This is a genomic window from Pseudomonas sp. KBN10P06128, from assembly GCF_037574945.1.
GTDB classification, from domain to species: Bacteria; Pseudomonadota; Gammaproteobacteria; order Pseudomonadales; family Pseudomonadaceae; genus Pseudomonas; species Pseudomonas aeruginosa.
In genome coordinates, this window is sequence record NZ_JBBELR010000001.1 from 5,299,951 (window position 1) to 5,318,675 (window position 18,725).

16 protein-coding genes are annotated in these 18,725 nt (G+C 66.5%); 13 read left to right on the top strand and 3 right to left on the bottom strand.

Going from position 1 to position 18,725, the window contains the following annotated elements; all coding sequences use genetic code 11:
• The first annotated feature begins 337 nt into the window (after positions 1-337).
• From pctA to VQ065_RS24780, 5 genes are all read left to right on the top strand, one after another.
• Entirely contained in the window at positions 338-2,227 is a 1,890-nt protein-coding gene (pctA, locus tag VQ065_RS24760; protein WP_011666750.1) for a methyl-accepting chemotaxis protein PctA, read from the top strand.
• Positions 2,228-2,463: 236 nt separating this feature from the next.
• The gene (gene pctB / locus VQ065_RS24765) at positions 2,464-4,353 is read left to right on the top strand and encodes a methyl-accepting chemotaxis protein PctB (RefSeq protein ID WP_014603576.1); all 1,890 of its coding nucleotides are present in this window, start codon (positions 2,464-2,466) and stop codon (positions 4,351-4,353) included.
• 316 nt (positions 4,354-4,669) lie between these two features.
• Positions 4,670-5,785: a glycosyltransferase family 4 protein gene (locus tag VQ065_RS24770; protein ID WP_003093880.1), complete on the top strand. Its 1,116-nt coding sequence runs from the start codon at positions 4,670-4,672 to the stop codon at positions 5,783-5,785.
• On the top strand, positions 5,778-6,539 hold the full coding sequence (locus VQ065_RS24775) for a DUF2334 domain-containing protein (protein WP_003093883.1): 762 nt from the start codon (positions 5,778-5,780) through the stop codon (positions 6,537-6,539). Before VQ065_RS24770 ends, VQ065_RS24775 begins: the two co-directional genes overlap by 8 nt.
• Complete coding sequence (locus tag VQ065_RS24780; RefSeq protein WP_003093885.1) at positions 6,536-7,537, top strand: lysylphosphatidylglycerol synthase transmembrane domain-containing protein; 1,002 nt, start codon at positions 6,536-6,538, stop codon at positions 7,535-7,537. Before VQ065_RS24775 ends, VQ065_RS24780 begins: the two co-directional genes overlap by 4 nt.
• Here the strand turns inward: VQ065_RS24780 and VQ065_RS24785 are convergent.
• Positions 7,512-7,724, bottom strand: a complete 213-nt coding sequence (locus VQ065_RS24785) for a hypothetical protein (protein ID WP_003093886.1) — start codon at positions 7,722-7,724, stop codon at positions 7,512-7,514. The genes VQ065_RS24780 and VQ065_RS24785 overlap by 26 nt on opposite strands.
• A gap of 49 nt (positions 7,725-7,773) precedes the next feature.
• Entirely contained in the window at positions 7,774-8,625 is an 852-nt protein-coding gene (purU, locus tag VQ065_RS24790) for a formyltetrahydrofolate deformylase (RefSeq protein ID WP_003093887.1), read from the bottom strand.
• A 259-nt stretch (positions 8,626-8,884) separates the two neighbouring features.
• On the opposite strand from purU, the gene mvaT reads away from it, so the two are divergent.
• Positions 8,885-9,259, top strand: coding sequence for a histone-like nucleoid-structuring protein MvaT (gene mvaT, locus VQ065_RS24795; protein WP_003093888.1), 375 nt, complete (start codon positions 8,885-8,887; stop codon positions 9,257-9,259).
• A gap of 84 nt (positions 9,260-9,343) precedes the next feature.
• Here the strand turns inward: mvaT and sbcB are convergent, their stop codons facing one another.
• Positions 9,344-10,786, bottom strand: a complete 1,443-nt coding sequence (gene sbcB / locus VQ065_RS24800; RefSeq protein ID WP_003120852.1) for an exodeoxyribonuclease I — start codon at positions 10,784-10,786, stop codon at positions 9,344-9,346.
• 224 nt (positions 10,787-11,010) lie between these two features.
• Between sbcB and VQ065_RS24805 the strand changes: the two genes are divergently transcribed.
• The 7 genes from VQ065_RS24805 to VQ065_RS24835 are packed head-to-tail and all read left to right on the top strand — an operon-like array spanning position 11,011 to position 18,724.
• Positions 11,011-11,748: a hypothetical protein gene (locus VQ065_RS24805; protein WP_003093890.1), complete on the top strand. Its 738-nt coding sequence runs from the start codon at positions 11,011-11,013 to the stop codon at positions 11,746-11,748.
• A gap of 37 nt (positions 11,749-11,785) precedes the next feature.
• Positions 11,786-12,583 (top strand): RDD family protein, encoded by a 798-nt coding sequence (locus VQ065_RS24810; RefSeq protein ID WP_073660234.1) that lies wholly within the window; start codon positions 11,786-11,788, stop codon positions 12,581-12,583.
• A complete protein-coding gene (locus VQ065_RS24815) occupies positions 12,580-13,560 on the top strand; it encodes a stage II sporulation protein M (protein WP_003093893.1) in 981 nt (326 codons plus the stop codon). The genes VQ065_RS24810 and VQ065_RS24815 overlap by 4 nt, the downstream gene beginning before the upstream one ends.
• Positions 13,547-15,118, top strand: a complete 1,572-nt coding sequence (locus tag VQ065_RS24820; RefSeq protein WP_003093894.1) for a DUF4129 domain-containing protein — start codon at positions 13,547-13,549, stop codon at positions 15,116-15,118. Before VQ065_RS24815 ends, VQ065_RS24820 begins: the two co-directional genes overlap by 14 nt.
• On the top strand, positions 15,115-16,392 hold the full coding sequence (locus tag VQ065_RS24825) for a DUF4350 domain-containing protein (RefSeq protein ID WP_003093895.1): 1,278 nt from the start codon (positions 15,115-15,117) through the stop codon (positions 16,390-16,392). The genes VQ065_RS24820 and VQ065_RS24825 overlap by 4 nt, the downstream gene beginning before the upstream one ends.
• Positions 16,389-17,396: an AAA family ATPase gene (locus tag VQ065_RS24830; protein WP_003093896.1), complete on the top strand. Its 1,008-nt coding sequence runs from the start codon at positions 16,389-16,391 to the stop codon at positions 17,394-17,396. Before VQ065_RS24825 ends, VQ065_RS24830 begins: the two co-directional genes overlap by 4 nt.
• Complete coding sequence (locus VQ065_RS24835; protein ID WP_003093897.1) at positions 17,393-18,724, top strand: DUF58 domain-containing protein; 1,332 nt, start codon at positions 17,393-17,395, stop codon at positions 18,722-18,724. The genes VQ065_RS24830 and VQ065_RS24835 overlap by 4 nt, the downstream gene beginning before the upstream one ends.
• Position 18,725 lies beyond the last annotated feature (1 nt).

Consider the following 18,725-nt stretch of genomic DNA (forward strand, 5'->3'; position numbering starts at 1 on the left):
CAACGGGGCTTCCAGCGGAACCCGCGTACCAATATGCGCGGGTTCCCGCGAAGGGCGTCGGGCCAGCGCATCGGCCCGATCTGGCCGTCCAGCTTCAGCGAAGACCTTCGGGCCTTGCTGAGACAGGAAAAATCGCCATCGTATCCGTATCACGCATTCTTCGGAGCCACCCAGGGAACCGTGGCTTCGTGGCACAAGGCCGTGCCTGGGTCGACGGACTACCCACCCGCGCGACCCGCCCGACGCTGCAAGGCGTACGGAAAGCCCCTGCGCCCGCGGAACGGTCGCAGGGGTCTGGTCAAAGACTGGCGCTACATACTCCTGGACGCAATACAACATGATCAAAAGTCTGAAGTTCAGCCACAAGATCCTCCTCGCGGCCTCCCTCGTGGTGTTCGCCGCTTTCGCACTGTTCACCCTCTACAACGATTACCTGCAGCGCAACGCGATCCGCGAGGACCTCGAAAGCTACCTGCGGGAAATGGGTGACGTGACCTCCAGCAACATCCAGAACTGGCTCGGTGGCCGTCTGTTGCTGGTCGAGCAGACCGCCCAGACCCTGGCCCGCGACCACAGCCCGGAAGCCGTCAGCGCCCTGCTCGAACAGCCGGCCCTGACCTCGACCTTCAGCTTCACCTACCTCGGCCAGCAGGACGGCGTCTTCACCATGCGCCCGGACAGCCCGATGCCGGCCGGCTACGATCCGCGCAGCCGGCCCTGGTACAAGGACGCCGTAGCGGCCGGCGGCCTGACCCTGACCGAGCCCTACGTCGACGCCGCCACCCAGGAACTGATCATCACCGCGGCGACGCCGGTGAAGGCCGCCGGCAACACCCTCGGCGTGGTGGGCGGCGACCTCAGCCTGAAGACCCTGGTACAGATCATCAATTCGCTGGACTTCAGCGGCATGGGCTACGCCTTCCTGGTCAGCGGCGACGGCAAGATCCTGGTGCACCCGGACAAAGAGCAGGTGATGAAGACCCTGAGCGAGGTCTACCCGCAGAACACGCCGAAGATCGCCACCGGTTTCAGCGAGGCCGAATTGCACGGGCATACCCGCATCCTCGCCTTTACCCCGATCAAGGGCCTGCCTTCGGTGACCTGGTACCTGGCGCTGTCCATCGACAAGGACAAGGCCTACGCCATGCTCAGCAAGTTCCGCGTCTCGGCCATCGCCGCCGCGCTGATCTCCATCGTCGCCATCCTGGTCCTGCTCGGCCTGCTGATCCGCCTGCTGATGCAGCCGCTGCACCTGATGGGTCGTGCCATGCAGGACATCGCCCAGGGCGAGGGCGACCTGACCAAGCGCCTCGCCGTGACCAGCCGCGATGAATTCGGCGTGCTCGGCGATGCCTTCAACCAGTTCGTCGAGCGGATCCATCGCTCGATCCGGGAAGTCGCCGGGACCGCGCACAAACTGCACGACGTCTCGCAACTGGTGGTGAACGCCTCGAACTCTTCGATGGCCAACTCCGACGAGCAGTCCAACCGCACCAACAGCGTCGCCGCGGCGATCAACGAACTCGGCGCCGCCGCCCAGGAAATCGCCCGCAACGCCGCCGATGCCTCGCACCATGCGTCCGACGCCAACCACCAGGCCGAAGACGGCAAGCAGGTGGTCGAGCAGACCATCCGCGCGATGAACGAGCTTTCCGAGAAGATCAGCGCCTCCTGCGCCAACATCGAGGCCCTCAACAGTCGCACGGTGAACATCGGCCAGATCCTCGAGGTGATCAAGGGCATCTCCGAGCAGACCAACCTGCTCGCCCTCAACGCCGCCATCGAAGCCGCCCGCGCCGGCGAGGCCGGGCGCGGCTTCGCGGTGGTCGCCGACGAGGTGCGCAACCTGGCCCATCGCGCCCAGGAATCGGCGCTGCAGATCCAGAAGATGATCGAAGAGCTGCAAGTCGGCGCCCGCGAGGCGGTGGCCACCATGACCGAGAGCCAGCGCTACAGCCTGGAGAGCGTGGAGATCGCCAACCGTGCCGGCGAAAGCCTGGGCAGCGTGACCCGGCGGATCGGCGAGATCGACGGGATGAACCAGTCGGTGGCCACCGCCACCGAGGAACAGACCGCGGTGGTCGATTCGCTGAACATGGACATCACCGAGATCAACACCCTCAACCAGGAAGGCGTGGAGAACCTCCAGGCCACCCTGCGCGCCTGCGGCGAGCTGGAAACCCAGGCCGGGCGCCTGCGCCAACTGGTGGACAGCTTCAAGATCTGAGCCCTGCCTGTCCCGTAGCCGAACCGGCCGGATAACCGCGAAGCGATTATCCGGCCTACCGATGAAGAGCGCCCACGGGCGCTTTTTTCGTTCTCCAGGTCGCATTCGGTGAAACCATTCATCCATTGCGCTAAAGCTTCCGGGCTTGCCGCCGACAGACACGGCAAGCCTTGCAGTTGCGATCCAACTGGGGCTGTTCACGACAGCGCGCCCGCGCCTCCCGGATGCAAGAAACCATGATCAAAAGTCTCAAGTTCAGTCACAAGATCCTGCTCGCCGCCGCGCTGGTGGTGATCGCGACCTTCTCCCTCTTCACCCTCTACAACGACTCCCTGCAGCGCACCTCGATCCGCGAGGACCTGGAGGACTACCTGCACGAAATGGGCGAGATCACCGCCAGCAACGTGCAGAACTGGCTGAGCGGGCGCATCCTGCTGATCGAGAACCTGGCCCAGACCCTGGCCCGCGACCACAGCCCGGAGACCACCCAGGCCCTGCTGGAACAGCCGCTGCTGGGCTCGACCTTCCTCTTCACCTACCTGGGGCAGACCGACGGCACCTACACCGCGCGCCCCACCAGCGACCTGCCGGCCGACTACGACCCGCGTCGCCGCCCCTGGTACAACGCCGCCACCAGCGCCGGCCAGACCACCCTCACCGAACCCTACATGGAGCCGGCCATCCACGAGCTGGTACTGACCATCGCCAGCCCGGCGCGCCAGGGCGGCCAGCCGTTCGGCGTGGTCGGCGGCGACCTCAGCCTGCAGACGGTGGTGAAGATCATCAACTCGCTGGACTTCGGCGGCATGGGCTACGCCTTCCTGGTCAGCGGCGACGGCAAGATCCTCGTCCATCCGGACAAGGACCAGGTCATGAAGAGCCTCAGCGACGTCTACCCACGCAACACGCCGAAGATCGGCAGCGGCTTCAGCGAGGCCGAGCTGCACGGCAACACCCGGATCCTCAGTTTCTCTCCGGTCAAGGGCCTGTCCGGCCTGGACTGGTACATCGGCATCTCGGTGGACAAGGACAAGGCCTATGCCATGCTCACCAAGCTGCGTACCTCGGCGATCGTCGCCGCGCTGATCGCGGTGGTCGCCATCGTCCTCCTCCTCGGCATGCTGATCCGCGTACTGATGCAACCGCTCACCGACATGGGCCGCGCCATGCAGGACATCGCCCAGGGCGAAGGCGACCTGACCAAGCGCCTGAAGGTCACCAGCAACGATGAATTCGGTACGCTGGCCATTTCCTTCAACCGCTTCGTCGAGCGTATCCACGAATCGATCCGCGAGGTCGCCGGCACCGCTCGCCAACTGCACGACGTGGCGCAACTGGTGGTGAACGCCTCGAACTCCTCGATGGCCAACTCCGACGAGCAGTCCAACCGCACCAACAGCGTCGCCGCGGCGATCAACGAACTCGGCGCCGCCGCCCAGGAAATCGCCCGCAACGCCGCCGATGCCTCGCACCATGCGTCCGACGCCAACCACCAGGCCGAAGACGGCAAGCAGGTGGTCGAGCAGACCATCCGCGCGATGAACGAGCTTTCCGAGAAGATCAGCGCCTCCTGCGCCAACATCGAGGCCCTCAACAGCCGCACGGTGAACATCGGCCAGATCCTCGAAGTGATCAAGGGCATCTCCGAGCAGACCAACCTGCTCGCCCTCAACGCCGCCATCGAAGCCGCCCGCGCCGGCGAGGCCGGACGCGGCTTCGCGGTGGTCGCCGACGAGGTGCGCAACCTGGCCCACCGCGCCCAGGAGTCGGCCCAGCAGATCCAGAAGATGATCGAGGAACTGCAGATCGGCGCCCAGGAAGCGGTCAGCACCATGACCGAGAGTCAGCGCTACAGCCTTGAAAGCGTGGAGATCGCCAACCGTGCCGGCGAACGCCTGAGCAGCGTCACCGGACGGATCGCCGAGATCGACGGGATGAACCAGTCGGTGGCCACCGCCACCGAGGAGCAGACCGCGGTGGTCGATTCGCTGAACATGGACATCACCGAGATCAACACCCTCAACCAGGAAGGCGTGGAGAACCTCCAGGCCACCCTGCGCGCCTGCGGCGAGCTGGAAACCCAGGCCGGGCGCCTGCGCCAGCTGGTGGACAGCTTCAAGATCTGAGCACTGCCCGAGCCGTAGCCGAACCGGCGGATAATCGCGCCGCGGCTATCCGCCCTGCCCCGGCCATTCGTAGGGTGAACAACGCCAACGGCGTTGTTCACCCTTATCCTGCCAGGATGCCTCCCGAGGCATGCCTTCCTCTCCGCCCGCTCCCTCTGCGACCTATTCCCGCGCTGGCTGCCCCGAACGCGCCGGCTCGCGCTTTCTTTCCTAGACTTGAAGCTACCCATGGCTCCCGCACACCGTTCGAACGACTGCCGGCGCCGGTGGTCCACTGAGTGGCAGAAGGAACAAGCTCAACGGAGGAAGGCCCATCGTGCACATCGCCGATATGACCATGTTCTACGCGCCTGCCAGCGGGGGGGTACGCACCTATCTCGAAGCCAAGCATCGCCATCTCTGGCACTATCCCGGCATTCGCCACAGCGTGCTGGTTCCTGGCGCCGGCTATCGCCAGGCGAACGGCATCCACGAGGTGCCGGCGCCGCCGCTGCCATTCGGCAATGGCTACCGCTTCCCTCTCCGTCGCGGCCCCTGGCGCAAGGTGCTGCGCAATCTGCAACCGGACCTGATCGAGGTCGGCGACCCCTACCTCACCGCCTGGGCGGCGCTCGACGCACGGCGTCGGCTGGACGTGCCGGTGATCGGTTTCTACCACTCCGACCTGCCGCTGCTGGTGAGCAATCGCATGGGCGCCTGGCTCGGCACCAACGCGGACAACTACGTCAGCAAGCTGTACGGCCACTTCGACCGGGTCCTGGCCCCCAGCCGGGTGATGGCGGAAAAGCTGATGCGCCTGGGCGTCACCGACGTGCATGTACAACCGCTGGGCGTCGACCTCGTCACCTTCCATCCGAGCAACCGAGATCCGGGGCTGCGCCAGGAACTCGGCCTGGACGAGGAAACCCGCCTGCTGGTGTTCGCCGGGCGCGGTTCGCGGGAAAAGAACCTGCCGGTACTGCTCGACGCCATCCAGCGCCTCGGCGACGGCTATCACCTGTTGCTGGTGGGTTCCAACATGCCGACCCGGGTACCGCGCAACACCAGCGTGGTCGACCATTTCTGCGACAGCCGCGAAGTCGCCCGCCTGCTGGCGAGCAGCGACGCGCTGCTGCACGCCGGCGACCAGGAGACCTTCGGCCTGGTCGCACTCGAAGCGATGGCCAGCGGCATTCCGGTGGTGGCGGTGCGCGCCGGGGCACTGGCGGAAATAGTCCCGGAGCGTTGCGGCGTGCTCTGCGCGCCGAACAACGGCGACGCCATGGCCTGCGCGGTGCGCGAACTGTTCAGCCACGACGTCGAGCTGCGCGGCCAGCGCGCCCGCCGTCACGTCGAGCGCCAGCATGCCTGGGACGCGGTGGTCGCCGGCCTGCTCCTGCACTACCACGCGGTACTCGGCGACAGCGAGGCGAGGTTCCCGCGCTATGGCTGAACGCAGCCTGCTGCTGGTGTTGCACGACGTGGCCCCGGAAACCTGGCCGGACTACCGGCCCTTCGTCGAGGCCGTGGACGCGCTCGGCCAGGTCCCCATGACCTGGCTGGTAGTGCCCGATTTCCACCATCGCAACCCGTTGGAAGCCGACGAAAAGTTCTGCGAACTGCTCTCGCGGCGGGTGGCCCGAGGTGACGAACTGGCTCTCCACGGCTTCTATCACTACGATGACGCCCCACCACCGCGTACTCCAGGGCAATACTTCATGCGTCGCATCTACACCTGGGAGGGAGAGTTCTATGCCCTCGACCACGCCGAGGCCAAGGCCCGCCTGGCCGCCGGCATCGAACTGTTCCGCCGCCGCGGATGGCCGCTGCACGGTTTCGTCGCGCCGGCCTGGCTGATGAGCGCCGGCACCCGCCAGGCGCTCGGCGAGAGCGGACTGCGCTACACCAGCGACCCGTCCAACCTGTATCGGCTTCCCCACCTGCAACCGATCGAGGCCCCCGGTCTGGTCTGGAGCGCGCGCAGTGCCTGGCGTCGCGGCCTCTCCTGGGCGCTCAGCGAGCAGCGCCGGCGGGCCTGGCGCGCAGCGCCGGTGATCCGCCTCGGACTCCATCCGGTCGACATGCGCCATCGCTTTTCCCGCGAATACTGGCTGCGTACCCTGCGCACCCTGCTGTCCGAGGGGCGCCAGCCGCTGACCAAGATCGACTGGCTGGAGCGCCGCCTCGCCCTGGACCACGCGGCATGAGTCGAGGCTGGTTACTGCTGTTCGGTTTGATCGGTGCCTCGCTGATTCCGCTGGTGCTCGGCGGCAGCGACATGTTCTCGCGCTTGCGCGCCTTCCCGCTGGACAGCCTGCTGCTGATGTTCGGCATGATCGTGGTCTGCTGGTTCATCAACGGCCTGCGCCTGCGGCTGCTGCTCGCCGGGCGCGCCGGCAAGCTCGGGCAGTTGCAGAGCGTCGGCATCATCATGGCCAGCGAATTCGCTTTCTGCGCCACTCCGGGCGGCAGCGGCGGGCCGTTGACCCTGATGGCGCTGCTGGCCCGGCGCGGCCTGCGCCCGGCACAGACCAGCGCGGTGTTCGCGGTCGACCAGTTGGCCGACCTGACGTTCTTCCTCTGCGCCCTCGGTGCGATCCTGATCTATGCCCTCAGCCATTCGCTGAGCCCGAACATGGAATCGAGCCTGATCTTCAGCGCGGTATTCCTGGTCGGCCTGTTCGTCGGCGCGGTAATGCTGATCCGCTACCTGCACCAGGTGATCCGCTTCAACGGGCGGGTTCTAGCGCGGCTCGGCGTGTCATCGCGCAAGCGCCTGCACTGGGGCCGCAAGATCCTGCATTTCCGCATTGCCCTGCACGACAGCCTGCGCCTGCCGAAACGACGCCTGCTGGCGGTCTTCCTTCTCAGCAGTACGCACTGGCTGCTGCGCTTCAGCGTGCTCGACCTGACCCTGCGCGGCCTGGGAGTGGACATCCAGTGGGCCTGGACCTTCCTGATCCAGATGGTCTCGCTCAGCGCCGGACAGCTCTCGCTGATCCCCGGCGGCGCCGGCGGCACCGAGTTGACCTCGGCGGCCCTGCTGGCCCCCATGATCGGCAAGTCGACGGCGGCGGCGGCCATCGTCATCTGGCGAGCGGTGACCTTCTATTTCTACCTCGTCGCCGGCGGCCCGGTGTTCGCCGTGCTCGCCGGACGCCCGCTGCTGAAGAAGCTGATCAGCAGTCGCGAGGCTTCTTCCTGAGCGCATCCTCGGCGTTAGCCTCGCCCGTCTCGCTGGCGCTCTCCTGGATACGCCGCCAGAGTTCGGCCGCGCCGGGAAACTCGGTTCCGTCCTCGTCGCCGAGGGCGTCGATGTCGTAACGGCTGGTGCAACCCTCGCCGAGGGTCGGTGGCGGGCTGGCGGTGCCCGCCGACCTGGGATCGCTCATGTTCGTTCCTCCGGGTGCCGGCCCCGGCCGGCATTCCAGGGGAGCCGGCTCAGTCGAACACCACCGTCTTGTTGCCGTGTACCAGTACGCGGTCTTCCAGGTGATAGCGCAGTCCGCGCGCGAGCACCAGCTTTTCCACGTCCTTGCCCAGCCGCACCATGTCTTCGACATTGTCGCGGTGAGTGACCCGCACCACGTCCTGCTCGATGATCGGACCGGCATCCAGTTCCTCGGACACGTAGTGGCTGGTCGCGCCGATCAGCTTGACCCCGCGCTTCGACGCCTGGTGATACGGCTTGGCGCCGATGAAGGACGGCAGGAAGCTGTGGTGGATGTTGATCACCTGGTGGGCGTACTTGCGGCACAGGTCCGGCGGCAGGATCTGCATGTAGCGAGCCAGGACGATGCAGTCGGCGCCATGTTCGTCGATCAGCCGGGAAACTTCATCGAAAGCCGGCTGCTTGTCCTGCGGATCGACGGGAACGTGGAAATACGGGATACCGTGCCACTCGACCATGCTGCGCAGGTCGTCGTGGTTGGCGATCACGCAGGGAATCTCGCAGTCCAGTTCGCCGCTGTGCCAGCGGTGCAGCAGATCGGCCAGGCAATGGGACTCCTTGCTGGCCATCAGCACCACGCGCTTCTTCACCTCGGAATCGGTGATCCGCCATTCCATGGAGAATTCGCGGGCGATCGGGGCGAAAGCCTGGCGGAAGCCATCCAGGTCGAACGGCAGAGAGTCGGCACGGATCTCGTGGCGCATGAAGAACCAGCCGTTATCGTTGTCGGAATGATGGCTGGCTTCGGTGATCCAGCCATTGTAGGTGGCCAGGAAGTTACTCACCTTGGCAACGATCCCGACCCCGTCGGGACAGGCGATCACCAGCCGAAAAGTGCGCATGGGTATACTCCAGAAACATCGCGAAAGGCCGCCATTCTAGCGGCATGGCGGGAAAAGTTCAGCCTCGGCGAAGGCCTTTCGACAGGCTGTTGCGCGAGAGAATAAACCCGCACAACAGGGCAATCCCGATGCGGAATTAATTACTTTGAATTTCATCGAGAAAAGTTTTCATCGCGGTTTACTTACAGTTTCGCCCTGACTATTATTGAATCTACTTACATGCCCGCCACCGCCACTCAGCACAGACAAGGTACCTGACATGTCCCTGATCAACGAATATCGCGCCACGGAAGAAGCCATCAAGGAACTTCAGGAGCGCCTGAAGTCCCTGGAACAAGACGACAAACTGAAAAAAGAACTGGAATTCGAAGAGAAGCTGCGCACGCTGATGGGCACTTACCAGAAGTCCCTGCGTGACGTGATTTCCCTGCTCGATCCGGACGCCAAGATCGGCAAGAGCACCCGCACCGCCAAGGCGCCTGCCGGCAAGCGCGCGCGCAAGGTCAAGCAGTACAAGAACCCGCACACCGGCGAAGTCATCGAGACCAAGGGCGGCAACCACAAGACTTTGAAAGAGTGGAAAGCCAAGTGGGGCCCCGAGGCCGTCGAGAGCTGGGCCACCCTGCTCGGCTAAACCAGTCAGTTCCACGAAGAACGCCAGCCCAGTGCTGGCGTTTTTCATTTCCGCCGGATCGTACCGACTCCTCTGCCTGCGTCCTCAAGTCTCCAGCGAATAGCGTTGACGCAGTTCCGCGGCGTAATCGCGCCAGGCCGCAAGTACCGCCGGCAATGTGCCGCCCTGCTCTTGCCGACAAGCCTCCAGCGCCGCCTCGAAGGCCGGCAAAGTATTCGGTGCGCCGTATTCTTCATGGGACAAACGATTGCGGCAGAAGCTTTCCCATTGTTGGCGCTCGGCCACATTTAAAGTTTCCGGGAAATTTCGCGCACGATAGCGGAAGAACAACTCCTGCAAGCGGGCATCGTCGAAGGGCCATTGTTCTTTGGCCAATTGCTCCGGTTCGGCAAGGCGCAGCTGTTCACAAAGGCGTCGATCCCGATCGCCAATAAATCCGTCATACAACTGTTGTTCGGGGTCGTCGCTGGCGGAGAAACTTTCTTCGCCATATAGCGCTGTCAGTTTGTCCGCCCAGACGGTTTGATGCTGGCGCAACAACTCGGCTTTTCGCTGGCACTCCTCGAGTTCGATGCCGGTTCGCTGGCGATCCTCGGCGCGCAATACCGACAGCGGCGCCACCACCGGGCAACGGTTGACCTGGATCTGCTTCAGCGGCACCGGCAACTCGCCCTCGGCCAGTTCGTCGCGACGGGTATACAGGCGCCTGCGCAAGTCCTCGGCCGACAACTCCAGCAGCGGCGCGGGATCGGCGCAGAGGTCGCAGACGATCAGGGCATTGCGGTTGCGCGGGTGCCAGGCCAGCGGCAGGACCACCGAGAGGAAATGGCGCTCCGCGGAAAAGCGTCCGGAGACATGCACCAGCGGCTGCAGCAGGCGCACCTGGTCGAGCACCTTGTGCTTGCTACGCAACTGGTAGAGGTAATCGTACAGGCGCGGCTGGCGCTGACGGATCAGGCGGGCCAGGGCAATGGTGGCGCGGACATCGGAAAGCGCGTCGTGGGCCTGGCCATGCTCCAGGCCGTTCGCCGCGGTGAGCATTTCCAGCTTCAGCGACAGCCGGCCGTCCAGCTGCGGCCACTGGATGCCCTCCGGGCGCAGGGCATAGGCGGTACGGACCATGTCGATCAGGTCCCAGCGGCTATTGCCGCCTTGCCACTCGCGGGCGTAGGGATCGAAGAAGTTGCGGTACAGGCTGTAGCGCGTCACTTCGTCGTCGAAGCGCAGGGAGTTGTAGCCGGCCACGCAGGTCGCCGGCTGCGCCAGCTGGGCGTGTACCCGGGTCATGAAGTCGGCCTCGGACAGCCCCCGCTCGGCCAGCCGCTGGGGAGTGATGCCGGTGATCAGGCAAGCCATAGGGTGGGGCAGGATATCGTCGCTGGGACGGCAATACAGGTTCATCGGCTCGCCGATCTCGTTCAGCGCCTCGTCCGTGCGGATCCCGGCGATCTGCAACGGCCGGTCGCGGCGGGGGTCGATGCCGGTGGTTTCGTAGTCGTACCAAAAAATACTCGCGTTCACGGTCATTCCCTTTCTGGCGGCACCGGGCAGTCTACCAGTGACTGCCGCGAAGCTCGCGGCCCACTTCGGGGATTTCCAGGTTTTCCAACGAACTCACGGAAAGCGCCGTAGGCACAGCCCGCCGGGGCGCGTCAGTGCGCATATCTGCCATCCGAACCTTGCGTTGTCCCCTCCGCCCTCGCTAGCATTCCGCTCGCACGGATGCCCGTTTCACTGACAAGGACAGCACCATGAACGACACCAGCAATCCCTACGCCACCCCCGCCAGCGCCCTGCAACCGACCCAGGCGGTGCCGCCGGTCATCGGCGACTACGACTTCCGCATCGGCGACGTGATCAGCGAAGCCTGGGCCAAGATCAAGGGCGTCAAAGGCATCCTGATCGGCGCCTTCGTGGTCTACAGCGTGGTGATCCAGACCATCACCTTCATCCTCACCCTGCTCTTCGGCGGTATCGGCCTGATGAGCGAGGCCGATCCCATCGCCTTCGCGGTCGGCCAGATGATCGCCAGCCTGGTCGCCACGGCGGTGGGCTACCCGTTCTTCACCGGCCTGACCATGATCGGCATCCGCCGCGCCGCCGACCAGCCGGCGACCTTCAACGAAATGTTCAACTACTTCGGCATGCTGGTGCCGCTGCTGCTCACCGGCCTGCTGATGATGCTGATGGTCTACGTCGGCTTCTTCCTGCTGATCATCCCCGGCCTCTACCTGAGCGTCGCCTACATGCTCGCCCTGCCGCTGGTGGCCGAGCGCGGCCTGACGCCCTGGCAGGCCCTGGAAACCTCGCGCAAGGCCATCAGCCGCCACTGGTTCAAGGTGTTCGGCCTGCTGTTGGTGCTGAGCCTGCTGATGCTGGTGAGCATGATCCCGCTGTTCATCGGCCTGATCTGGACCGGCCCGCTGTTCGTCGTTTCCATGGGTATTCTCTACCGCACCATCTTCGGCGTTCGCCCGCTGAGCAACTGAGGTGCAGACCGGGCCGTCGCGGCGGCCCGGTTGCCTGATAACGCCACGCTGGCTAGCATCTGACTTTCCCCGACACGGCCCCCCGATGCCACCGAACGCAGCCGCCCGCCTCGTCGCGCCCGCCCCCCGGCCAGGCGCCGAGGTCCTCGACACCCACTACCACGTGGAAACGCCGGAAGGCATCGACCTGCTCCTGCGTCCCGCCGGCGTCGTCCCCCGGGCCCTGGCCTATACCATCGACCTCTGCATCCGCGGCCTGATCATGCTGGTGCTGATGCTCGGCCTGGCGTTCCTCGGCAAGCTCGGCGCCGGCCTCGGCCTGCTGCTGACCTTCGTCATGACCTGGTGGTACATGGTCCTCTTCGAGGTGCTCAACCAGGGCCGCTCGCCCGGCAAGCAGATGATGGGACTGCGCGTCGTCCACGACGACGGCACTCCGGTGGGCTGGGCCGCGTCGCTGCTGCGCAACCTGCTGCGCTTCGCCGACATCCTGCCCTTCGGCTACGCCCTCGGTCTGCTCTGTTGCCTGAACCATCCGGCCTTCAAGCGCCTGGGCGACATCGCCGCCGGCACCCTGGTGGTCTACCGCGAACCCGAACTGAGCCGGCCCAGCCTGCCTGACGTCGAGCCGCAACTGCCGCCCTTCCCCATGAGCCTGGAAGAACAGCGCGCTTTCCTCGGCTTCGCCGAACGCGGCGCGGCGCTTTCCTCGGCACGCCGCGAGGAACTGGCAGGCATTCTCGCCGAACCGCTGGGCGTCGAGCCGGTACGCGCCCAGGCCGAGCTCAACGGCATCGCCCGCGGCTTTCTCGGCCTGCGCCAGGAGAGCGCATGAAACAGAGCCTCTTCGAACAGCGCCACCAGGCCGCCTGGCAACGCTTCGACAAACGCCTCGCCTTCCTCGAGAAAGGCAAGAAGCTGGAAGGCTCCAGCGACGACTTCGCCGCCGATTACCGGCGCCTCTGCCAGCAACTGGCACTGGCCCAGGAGCGCGGCTACAGCAGTCACCTGATCGACCAGTTGCAGCAACTGGCGATGCGCGGCCACCAGCAGTTCTACCGGCACCGCAGCCACCTCGGCAGCCGCATCCTCGGCTTCCTGCTCGCCGGCCTGCCGCGCCTGGTCCGCGAGGAATGGCGCAGCATCGCCGTGGCCAGCCTGCTGTTCTACGGCAGCGCCCTGCTCATGGGGCTGCTGGTCTATCACTTTCCCGACCTGATCTACAGCGTGGTCAGCCCGGACAAGGTCAGCGAGATGGAGTCTATGTACGCCCCGGAAACCACCCGCCTGGGTCCGTTGGGGGCACGCGACACCAGCGACGACTGGGAAATGTTCGGCTTCTACATCATGAACAACATCGGCATCGCCTTTCAGACCTTCGCCAGCGGCGTGCTGCTGGGACTCGGCAGCCTGTTCTTCCTGCTGTTCAATGGCCTGATGATCGGTTCGGTGGCCGGCCACCTGACGCAGATCGGCTACGTGCAGACCTTCTGGCCGTTCGTCATCGGCCACGGCGCGTTCGAACTGACCGCCATCACCTTCGCCGGCGCCGCCGGCCTCAAGCTCGGCTGGGCGCTGCTCGCGCCAGGTCGCCTGACCCGCGGCGAAGCCCTGCGGCTGGCCGCCCGGCGCAGCGTGCAACTGATCGCCGGGGTGATCGTGCTGTTGCTGCTGGCGGCCTTCACCGAGGCCTATTGGTCTTCCATCAGTCATTTCGAGCCGCGGGTGAAGTACGCGGTCGGCGCGGTCCTCTGGCTGCTGGTCGGCAGCTACTTCCTGTTCGCCGGACGGAGCCGCCATGCGCCTGACTGACGCCAGCGTGGCGATCCGCCCGCGCAGCGCCTGGGAAGCGCTCGACCTCGGCATCCTCCTGGCGCATCGCCATGCGCGCCTGCTGATGGGCAGCTGGGCGTTGCTGACCCTGCCGCTGTTCGCCGTGCTCAGCCTCCTGCTGTGGCAGCATCCGACCCTGGCGATCCTGATCTTCTGGTGGCTCAAGCCGGCCTTCGAACGGCTGCCGCTGTACATTCTCTCGCACGCCCTGTTCGGCGATACGCCAACCCTGAAGCAGGCCCTGCGCGCCTATCCCGCCCTGCTGAGGAAACAGTTGCCGGCCAGCCTGCTGTGGCGCCGCTTCAGTCCGACGCGCAGCTTCGACCTGCCGGTCCTGCAACTGGAAGGGCTCGCCGGGGAGCCCCGCAGCCAGCGCCTGATCGTATTGTCCCAGCGCAACGCCGGCGGCGCGACCTGGCTGACCGTGGTCGGCGTGCACCTGGAAATGGCGCTCTGGGCCGGCTTCGCCATGCTTCTCTACCTGCTGATCCCGGCGCAGAACGAGATCGACTGGAACTGGCAGAGCCTGCTCGACCCGGAAGCCGGCGAGTGGCTCTGGCTGGAGCACCTGTCGAACCTGCTCTACGTCCTGGTGCTGGTAGTCTGGGAGCCGATCTACGTGGCCTGCGGCTTCACCCTCTACCTGAACCGGCGCACCGAACTGGAGGCCTGGGACATCGAGCTGGTGTTCCGCCGCCTGCGCCAGCGTCTGGTCGGCAGCGCCTATGTCCTGCTGCTCGGCCTGACCGCTTCGCTGGCCTGGCTGCCCGCCCCTTCCGCCTACGCCGAGCCGGCGGCCGCCGCCAGCGCCGGCGAAGCCGAGCTGCCGCCCGAGCAGGCCCGCCTGCTGCGGCAGAAACTCAACAGCGAACAGGCCGGCAAGCAGATCCGGGCGATCGTCGACGGCGCGCCGTTCAAGAACAGCGAGACCGTTACGGGCTGGCGCTTCGGCGACAAGACCGAGAAAAAGGACAGCCGCAAGGAGGACGAAGAGCGGCTCAAGGCATTCTTCGAGGCCCTGGCCAACTGGGTGCCGTTCCGTCACGCGGCGCAGGTCATCGAAGTGCTGCTCTGGGCGCTGCTGTTCAGCGCGGTGTTCCTGCTGGTCTGGCGCTACCGTGAATGGCTGCGCCTGTTCGTCGGCAACCTGGGCTTGCCGCAACGGGCCCGCCGCGAAGCGCCGACGGTGATGTTCGGCCTCGATCTCAGTCCGGAAAGCCTGCCCGACGACATCGCCGGCAACGCCGAACGGCTCTGGAACGAGAAACCACGGGAAGCCCTCGGCCTGCTCTACCGCGGGCTGCTCAGCCGACTGCTGCATGACTACCGCCTGCCGTTGAAGGGCTCCCATACCGAGGGCGAGGTCCTGCGCCTGGTCGAAGGACTGGAGCAACAACGGCCGCTGCTGCACTACAGCCAACTGCTGACCGCCCAATGGCAGGCGCTCGCCTACGGCCACCGGCTGCCGGCCGACGACGCTCGCCGGCGCCTCTGCGATGGCTGGCGCAGCCTTTTCGCCGCGGGAGCCAAGCCATGATGAGCCGGCGCGCGCGCTTCCTGTTGCTTGCCGTGCTCCTGCTGCTGGCCGGGCTGCTGGCGATCTTCCTGGCCAGCCGCCTGCAACCCTATACGGAGACGATCGACCTCGGCCCATCGCCGGAGGCCCGGCGCAATCCCTACCTGGCCGCCGAACTGTTCCTGCGCAAGCAGGGGGTCACGGTGAGCCGCGCCGACGGCCTTGAGGTCCTCAAGGAGCTGCCGCCCTCCGGGCATACCCTGCTCCTGCTCGGCAGCCGCTCCGGCATGACTCCCGGCCAGGCGCGCCGCCTGCTGCAATGGAGCGAGCAGGGCGGGCACCTGGTGCTGATCGCCGAACGCCTGTGGGACGAGGACGAGAAGAAGAGCGGCGACCTGCTGCTCGACAGCCTGGATATCCGCCAGTACCTGACCGAGGACTTCGACGACAGCCAGGACCGGGCCAGCGAGGAAACCGCCGACGCCGACGCCGACGCCGACGAAGGTAGCGTCGACGACCATGCGACCGAAACGCCGCCGGAGGAAGCCGCCGGCGAGGAAGAAGAGCCCGCCGACAGCGTGCCGGACTATTCCGCACTGACCCGCCTGTACCTGGAAAACGAGCGCTCGCCGGCCTACATCGGCTTCGATCCCGACTACCACCTCTACGATCCGCAGAACCACGCCTACGCCTGGGCCAACAGCGGCGACGCCACCCACCTGTTGCAGATGCAGCACGGCAAGGGCCTGGTCACGGTGCTCACCGACGCCTGGATCTGGCAGAACCGCAACATCGAGCAGTACGACAACGCCTGGCTGCTCTGGTACCTAACCCAGGACAACCAGGTGACCCTGCTCTACCGCGCCGAACGCGACAGCCTCGCCACCCTGCTCGCCCGCCACTTCCCCGAGGCCCTGGCGGCAGCGCTGCTGCTGTTGCTCGCCGGCCTGTGGCGCGCAGGGCTGCGCCAGGGTCCCTTGCAGCCGGTGGCCAGCCGTTCGCGCCGGCAACTGGAGGAACACCTGCGCGCTGGCGCCGACTTCCTCCTCCGCCAGCGCGGCCACGTCGCCTTGCTGCACGGTCTGCAACGCGACATCCTGCGCAGGGCGCGGCGTCGCCACCCCGGTTTCGAACAGCTCGGCGTCGCCGAGCAATGGCAGATCCTCGGGCGCATGACCCGCCTGCCACCCAGCGCCATCAGCCAGGCCATGCGCCCATATCCGGCGCAGCGCCTTTCCGCTGCCGACTTCACCCGCCAGGTCGCCCACCTGCAAAGCCTCAGGAATGCCCTATGAGCGAACAGACGCCCGAACAACCGAGCACCGCGCCCAACCCGGCGCTCCAGCGCCAGCGCGCCAGCCAGCTGGCCCAGGCCCTGCGCAGCGAACTGCAGAAAGCCCTGATCGGCCAGGGCGCGGTGATCGACGATGTGCTCACCGCGTTGCTCGCCGGCGGCCACGTGTTGGTGGAAGGCGTGCCGGGGCTCGGCAAGACCCTGCTGGTACGCGCCCTGGCGCGCTGCTTCGACGGCGGCTTCGCGCGCATCCAGTTCACCCCCGACCTGATGCCCAGCGACGTCACCGGCCACGCCGTATACGACCTCGCCAGCGAGCAGTTCAAGCTGCGCAAGGGGCCGGTGTTCACCCACCTGCTGCTGGCGGACGAGATCAACCGCGCGCCGGCCAAGACCCAGGCCGCCCTGCTGGAAGTGATGCAGGAGCGCCAGGTCACCCTGGAAGGACGCGCCCTGCCGGTGCCGCAGCCGTTCATGGTGCTGGCGACGCAGAACCCGATCGAGCAGGAAGGCACCTATCCGCTGCCGGAAGCCGAACTCGACCGCTTCATGCTCAAGCTGCGCATCGATTACCCGGCCGAAGCCGAGGAGCAGACCCTGGTGCGCCAGGTGACCCGCTCCGCGCGCAGCGACATGCTCGACGTGGCCAACCTGCGGCCGCTGCTGAAGGACAAGGACGTTCTCGCCCTGCAGCGGATCGCCAGCGACCTGCCGATCGACGACCAGGTCCTCGACTATGCCGTGCGCCTGGCCCGCACCACCCGCAACTGGCCGGGCCTGGCCCTCGGCGCCGGACCTCGCGCGTCGATCGCCCTGGTCCGTTGCGGCCGGGCGCGGGCGCTGCTGCGCGGCGGCGAGTTCGTGGTGCCGGACGACATCAAGGGCTGTGCCCTGGCGGTCCTGCGCCATCGGGTCCGGCTGTCTCCGGAGCTGGACATCGAGGGGCTGTCGGTGGACCAGGTCCTGCAACAGTTGCTCGACCAGGTACCGGCCCCCCGCGTATGAAGCCATCGCGCGCCCTGCTGGCGCTGTTCGCCGCGCTCCTGCTGCTGGCCATCGGCCTGGGCAGCCTGTCGGCGCTCGGCCAGCGGTTGCCTGCGCAACTGCATACATTCTGGTGGGCGGCGCTCGCCGCGCTGCTCCTGCTCGGCCTGCTGGACGCCCTGTGGGCGCGCCGCCAGGCGGTGCCGAAGCTGAGCCGCCAGCTCAGCGGCAACCTGCCGCTGGGGCGCTGGAGCGAAGTGCGCCTGCATCTGCAGCACACCTATCGGCGTCCGGTTCGCCTGACCCTGTTCGATCACCTGCCGGCCGGCATGGATTTCGAGTACCTGCCGCAGGAGGTCGAACTGCGCCCAGGCGAAAGCACCGAGGTCGGCTACCGGGTGCGGCCGCTCAACCGCGGTCACTTCGTGTTTCCCCGCTGCGAGTTGGAACTGCCCAGCCCGCTGCGCCTGTGGCGGCAGCGCCGTTACCTGGAAGCACGTGGCGAGACCCGCGTCTACCCGGACTTCGCCCGCCTCTACGGCGCCGAACTGATGGCGGTCGACCACTGGCTCAACCAGATCGGCGTACGCGGCGGCCAGCGCCGCGGCCTAGGCCTGGAGTTCCACCAGTTGCGCGAATTCCGCGACGGCGACACCCTGCGCCAGATCGACTGGAAGGCCACCGCTCGCAAACGCACGCCGATCGCCCGCGAATACCAGGACGAACGCGACCAGCAGATCCTCTTCCTGCTCGACTGCGGCCGCCGCATGCGCAGCCAGGACGGCGACCTGTCGCACTTCGACCATGCCCTCAACGCCAGCCTGCTGCTGGCCTACGTGGCCCTGCGCCAGGGCGATGCGGTGGGCGCCATGACCTTCGCCGGCGACGACCGCCGGCACCTCCCGCCGGGCAAGGGCAGCGCCCAGCTCGGCGCGCTGCTCAACACCGTCTACGACCTGCAGACCAGCCAGCGTCCCGCCGACTTCCCGGAAGCCGTGCAGGCGGTGCTGTCCCGCCAGCGGCGGCGGGCCCTGGTGATCCTGGTAACCAACCTGCGCGACGAGGACGACGAAGAACTGCTCGGCGCGGTGAAACGCCTGGGCCGCCAGCACCGGGTGCTGGTCGCCAGCCTGCGCGAGGAAGTGCTCGACACCCTGCGCCAGGAGCCGATCGCCCGCTACGAGCAGGCGCTCGCCTACACCGGCACCATCGACTACCTGAATGCGCGCAACGGCCTCCACGAGAAGCTCGCGGCCCACGGCGTGCCAGTGCTCGATGCGCGTCCCAGCGAACTCGGGCCGGAGCTGATCAGCCGCTACCTGGGCTGGAAGCGCGCCGGCGTGCTTTGAC

Excerpts from the sequence above, each read along its gene's own strand:
- pctA (WP_011666750.1), top strand. The coding sequence starts at position 338 with ATGATCAAAAGTCTGAAGTTCAGCCACAAGATCCTCCTCGCGGCCTCC.
- mvaT (WP_003093888.1), top strand. The coding sequence starts at position 8,885 with ATGTCCCTGATCAACGAATATCGCGCCACGGAAGAAGCCATCAAGGAA.
- purU (WP_003093887.1), bottom strand. The coding sequence starts at position 8,625 with ATGCGCACTTTTCGGCTGGTGATCGCCTGTCCCGACGGGGTCGGGATC.
- VQ065_RS24835 (WP_003093897.1), top strand. The coding sequence starts at position 17,393 with ATGAAGCCATCGCGCGCCCTGCTGGCGCTGTTCGCCGCGCTCCTGCTG.
- VQ065_RS24830 (WP_003093896.1), top strand. The coding sequence starts at position 16,389 with ATGAGCGAACAGACGCCCGAACAACCGAGCACCGCGCCCAACCCGGCG.
- VQ065_RS24775 (WP_003093883.1), top strand. The coding sequence starts at position 5,778 with ATGGCTGAACGCAGCCTGCTGCTGGTGTTGCACGACGTGGCCCCGGAA.
- sbcB (WP_003120852.1), bottom strand. The coding sequence starts at position 10,786 with ATGACCGTGAACGCGAGTATTTTTTGGTACGACTACGAAACCACCGGC.
- pctB (WP_014603576.1), top strand. The coding sequence starts at position 2,464 with ATGATCAAAAGTCTCAAGTTCAGTCACAAGATCCTGCTCGCCGCCGCG.
- VQ065_RS24820 (WP_003093894.1), top strand. The coding sequence starts at position 13,547 with ATGCGCCTGACTGACGCCAGCGTGGCGATCCGCCCGCGCAGCGCCTGG.
- VQ065_RS24785 (WP_003093886.1), bottom strand. The coding sequence starts at position 7,724 with ATGAGCGATCCCAGGTCGGCGGGCACCGCCAGCCCGCCACCGACCCTC.
- VQ065_RS24825 (WP_003093895.1), top strand. The coding sequence starts at position 15,115 with ATGATGAGCCGGCGCGCGCGCTTCCTGTTGCTTGCCGTGCTCCTGCTG.
- VQ065_RS24815 (WP_003093893.1), top strand. The coding sequence starts at position 12,580 with ATGAAACAGAGCCTCTTCGAACAGCGCCACCAGGCCGCCTGGCAACGC.
- VQ065_RS24780 (WP_003093885.1), top strand. The coding sequence starts at position 6,536 with ATGAGTCGAGGCTGGTTACTGCTGTTCGGTTTGATCGGTGCCTCGCTG.
- VQ065_RS24805 (WP_003093890.1), top strand. The coding sequence starts at position 11,011 with ATGAACGACACCAGCAATCCCTACGCCACCCCCGCCAGCGCCCTGCAA.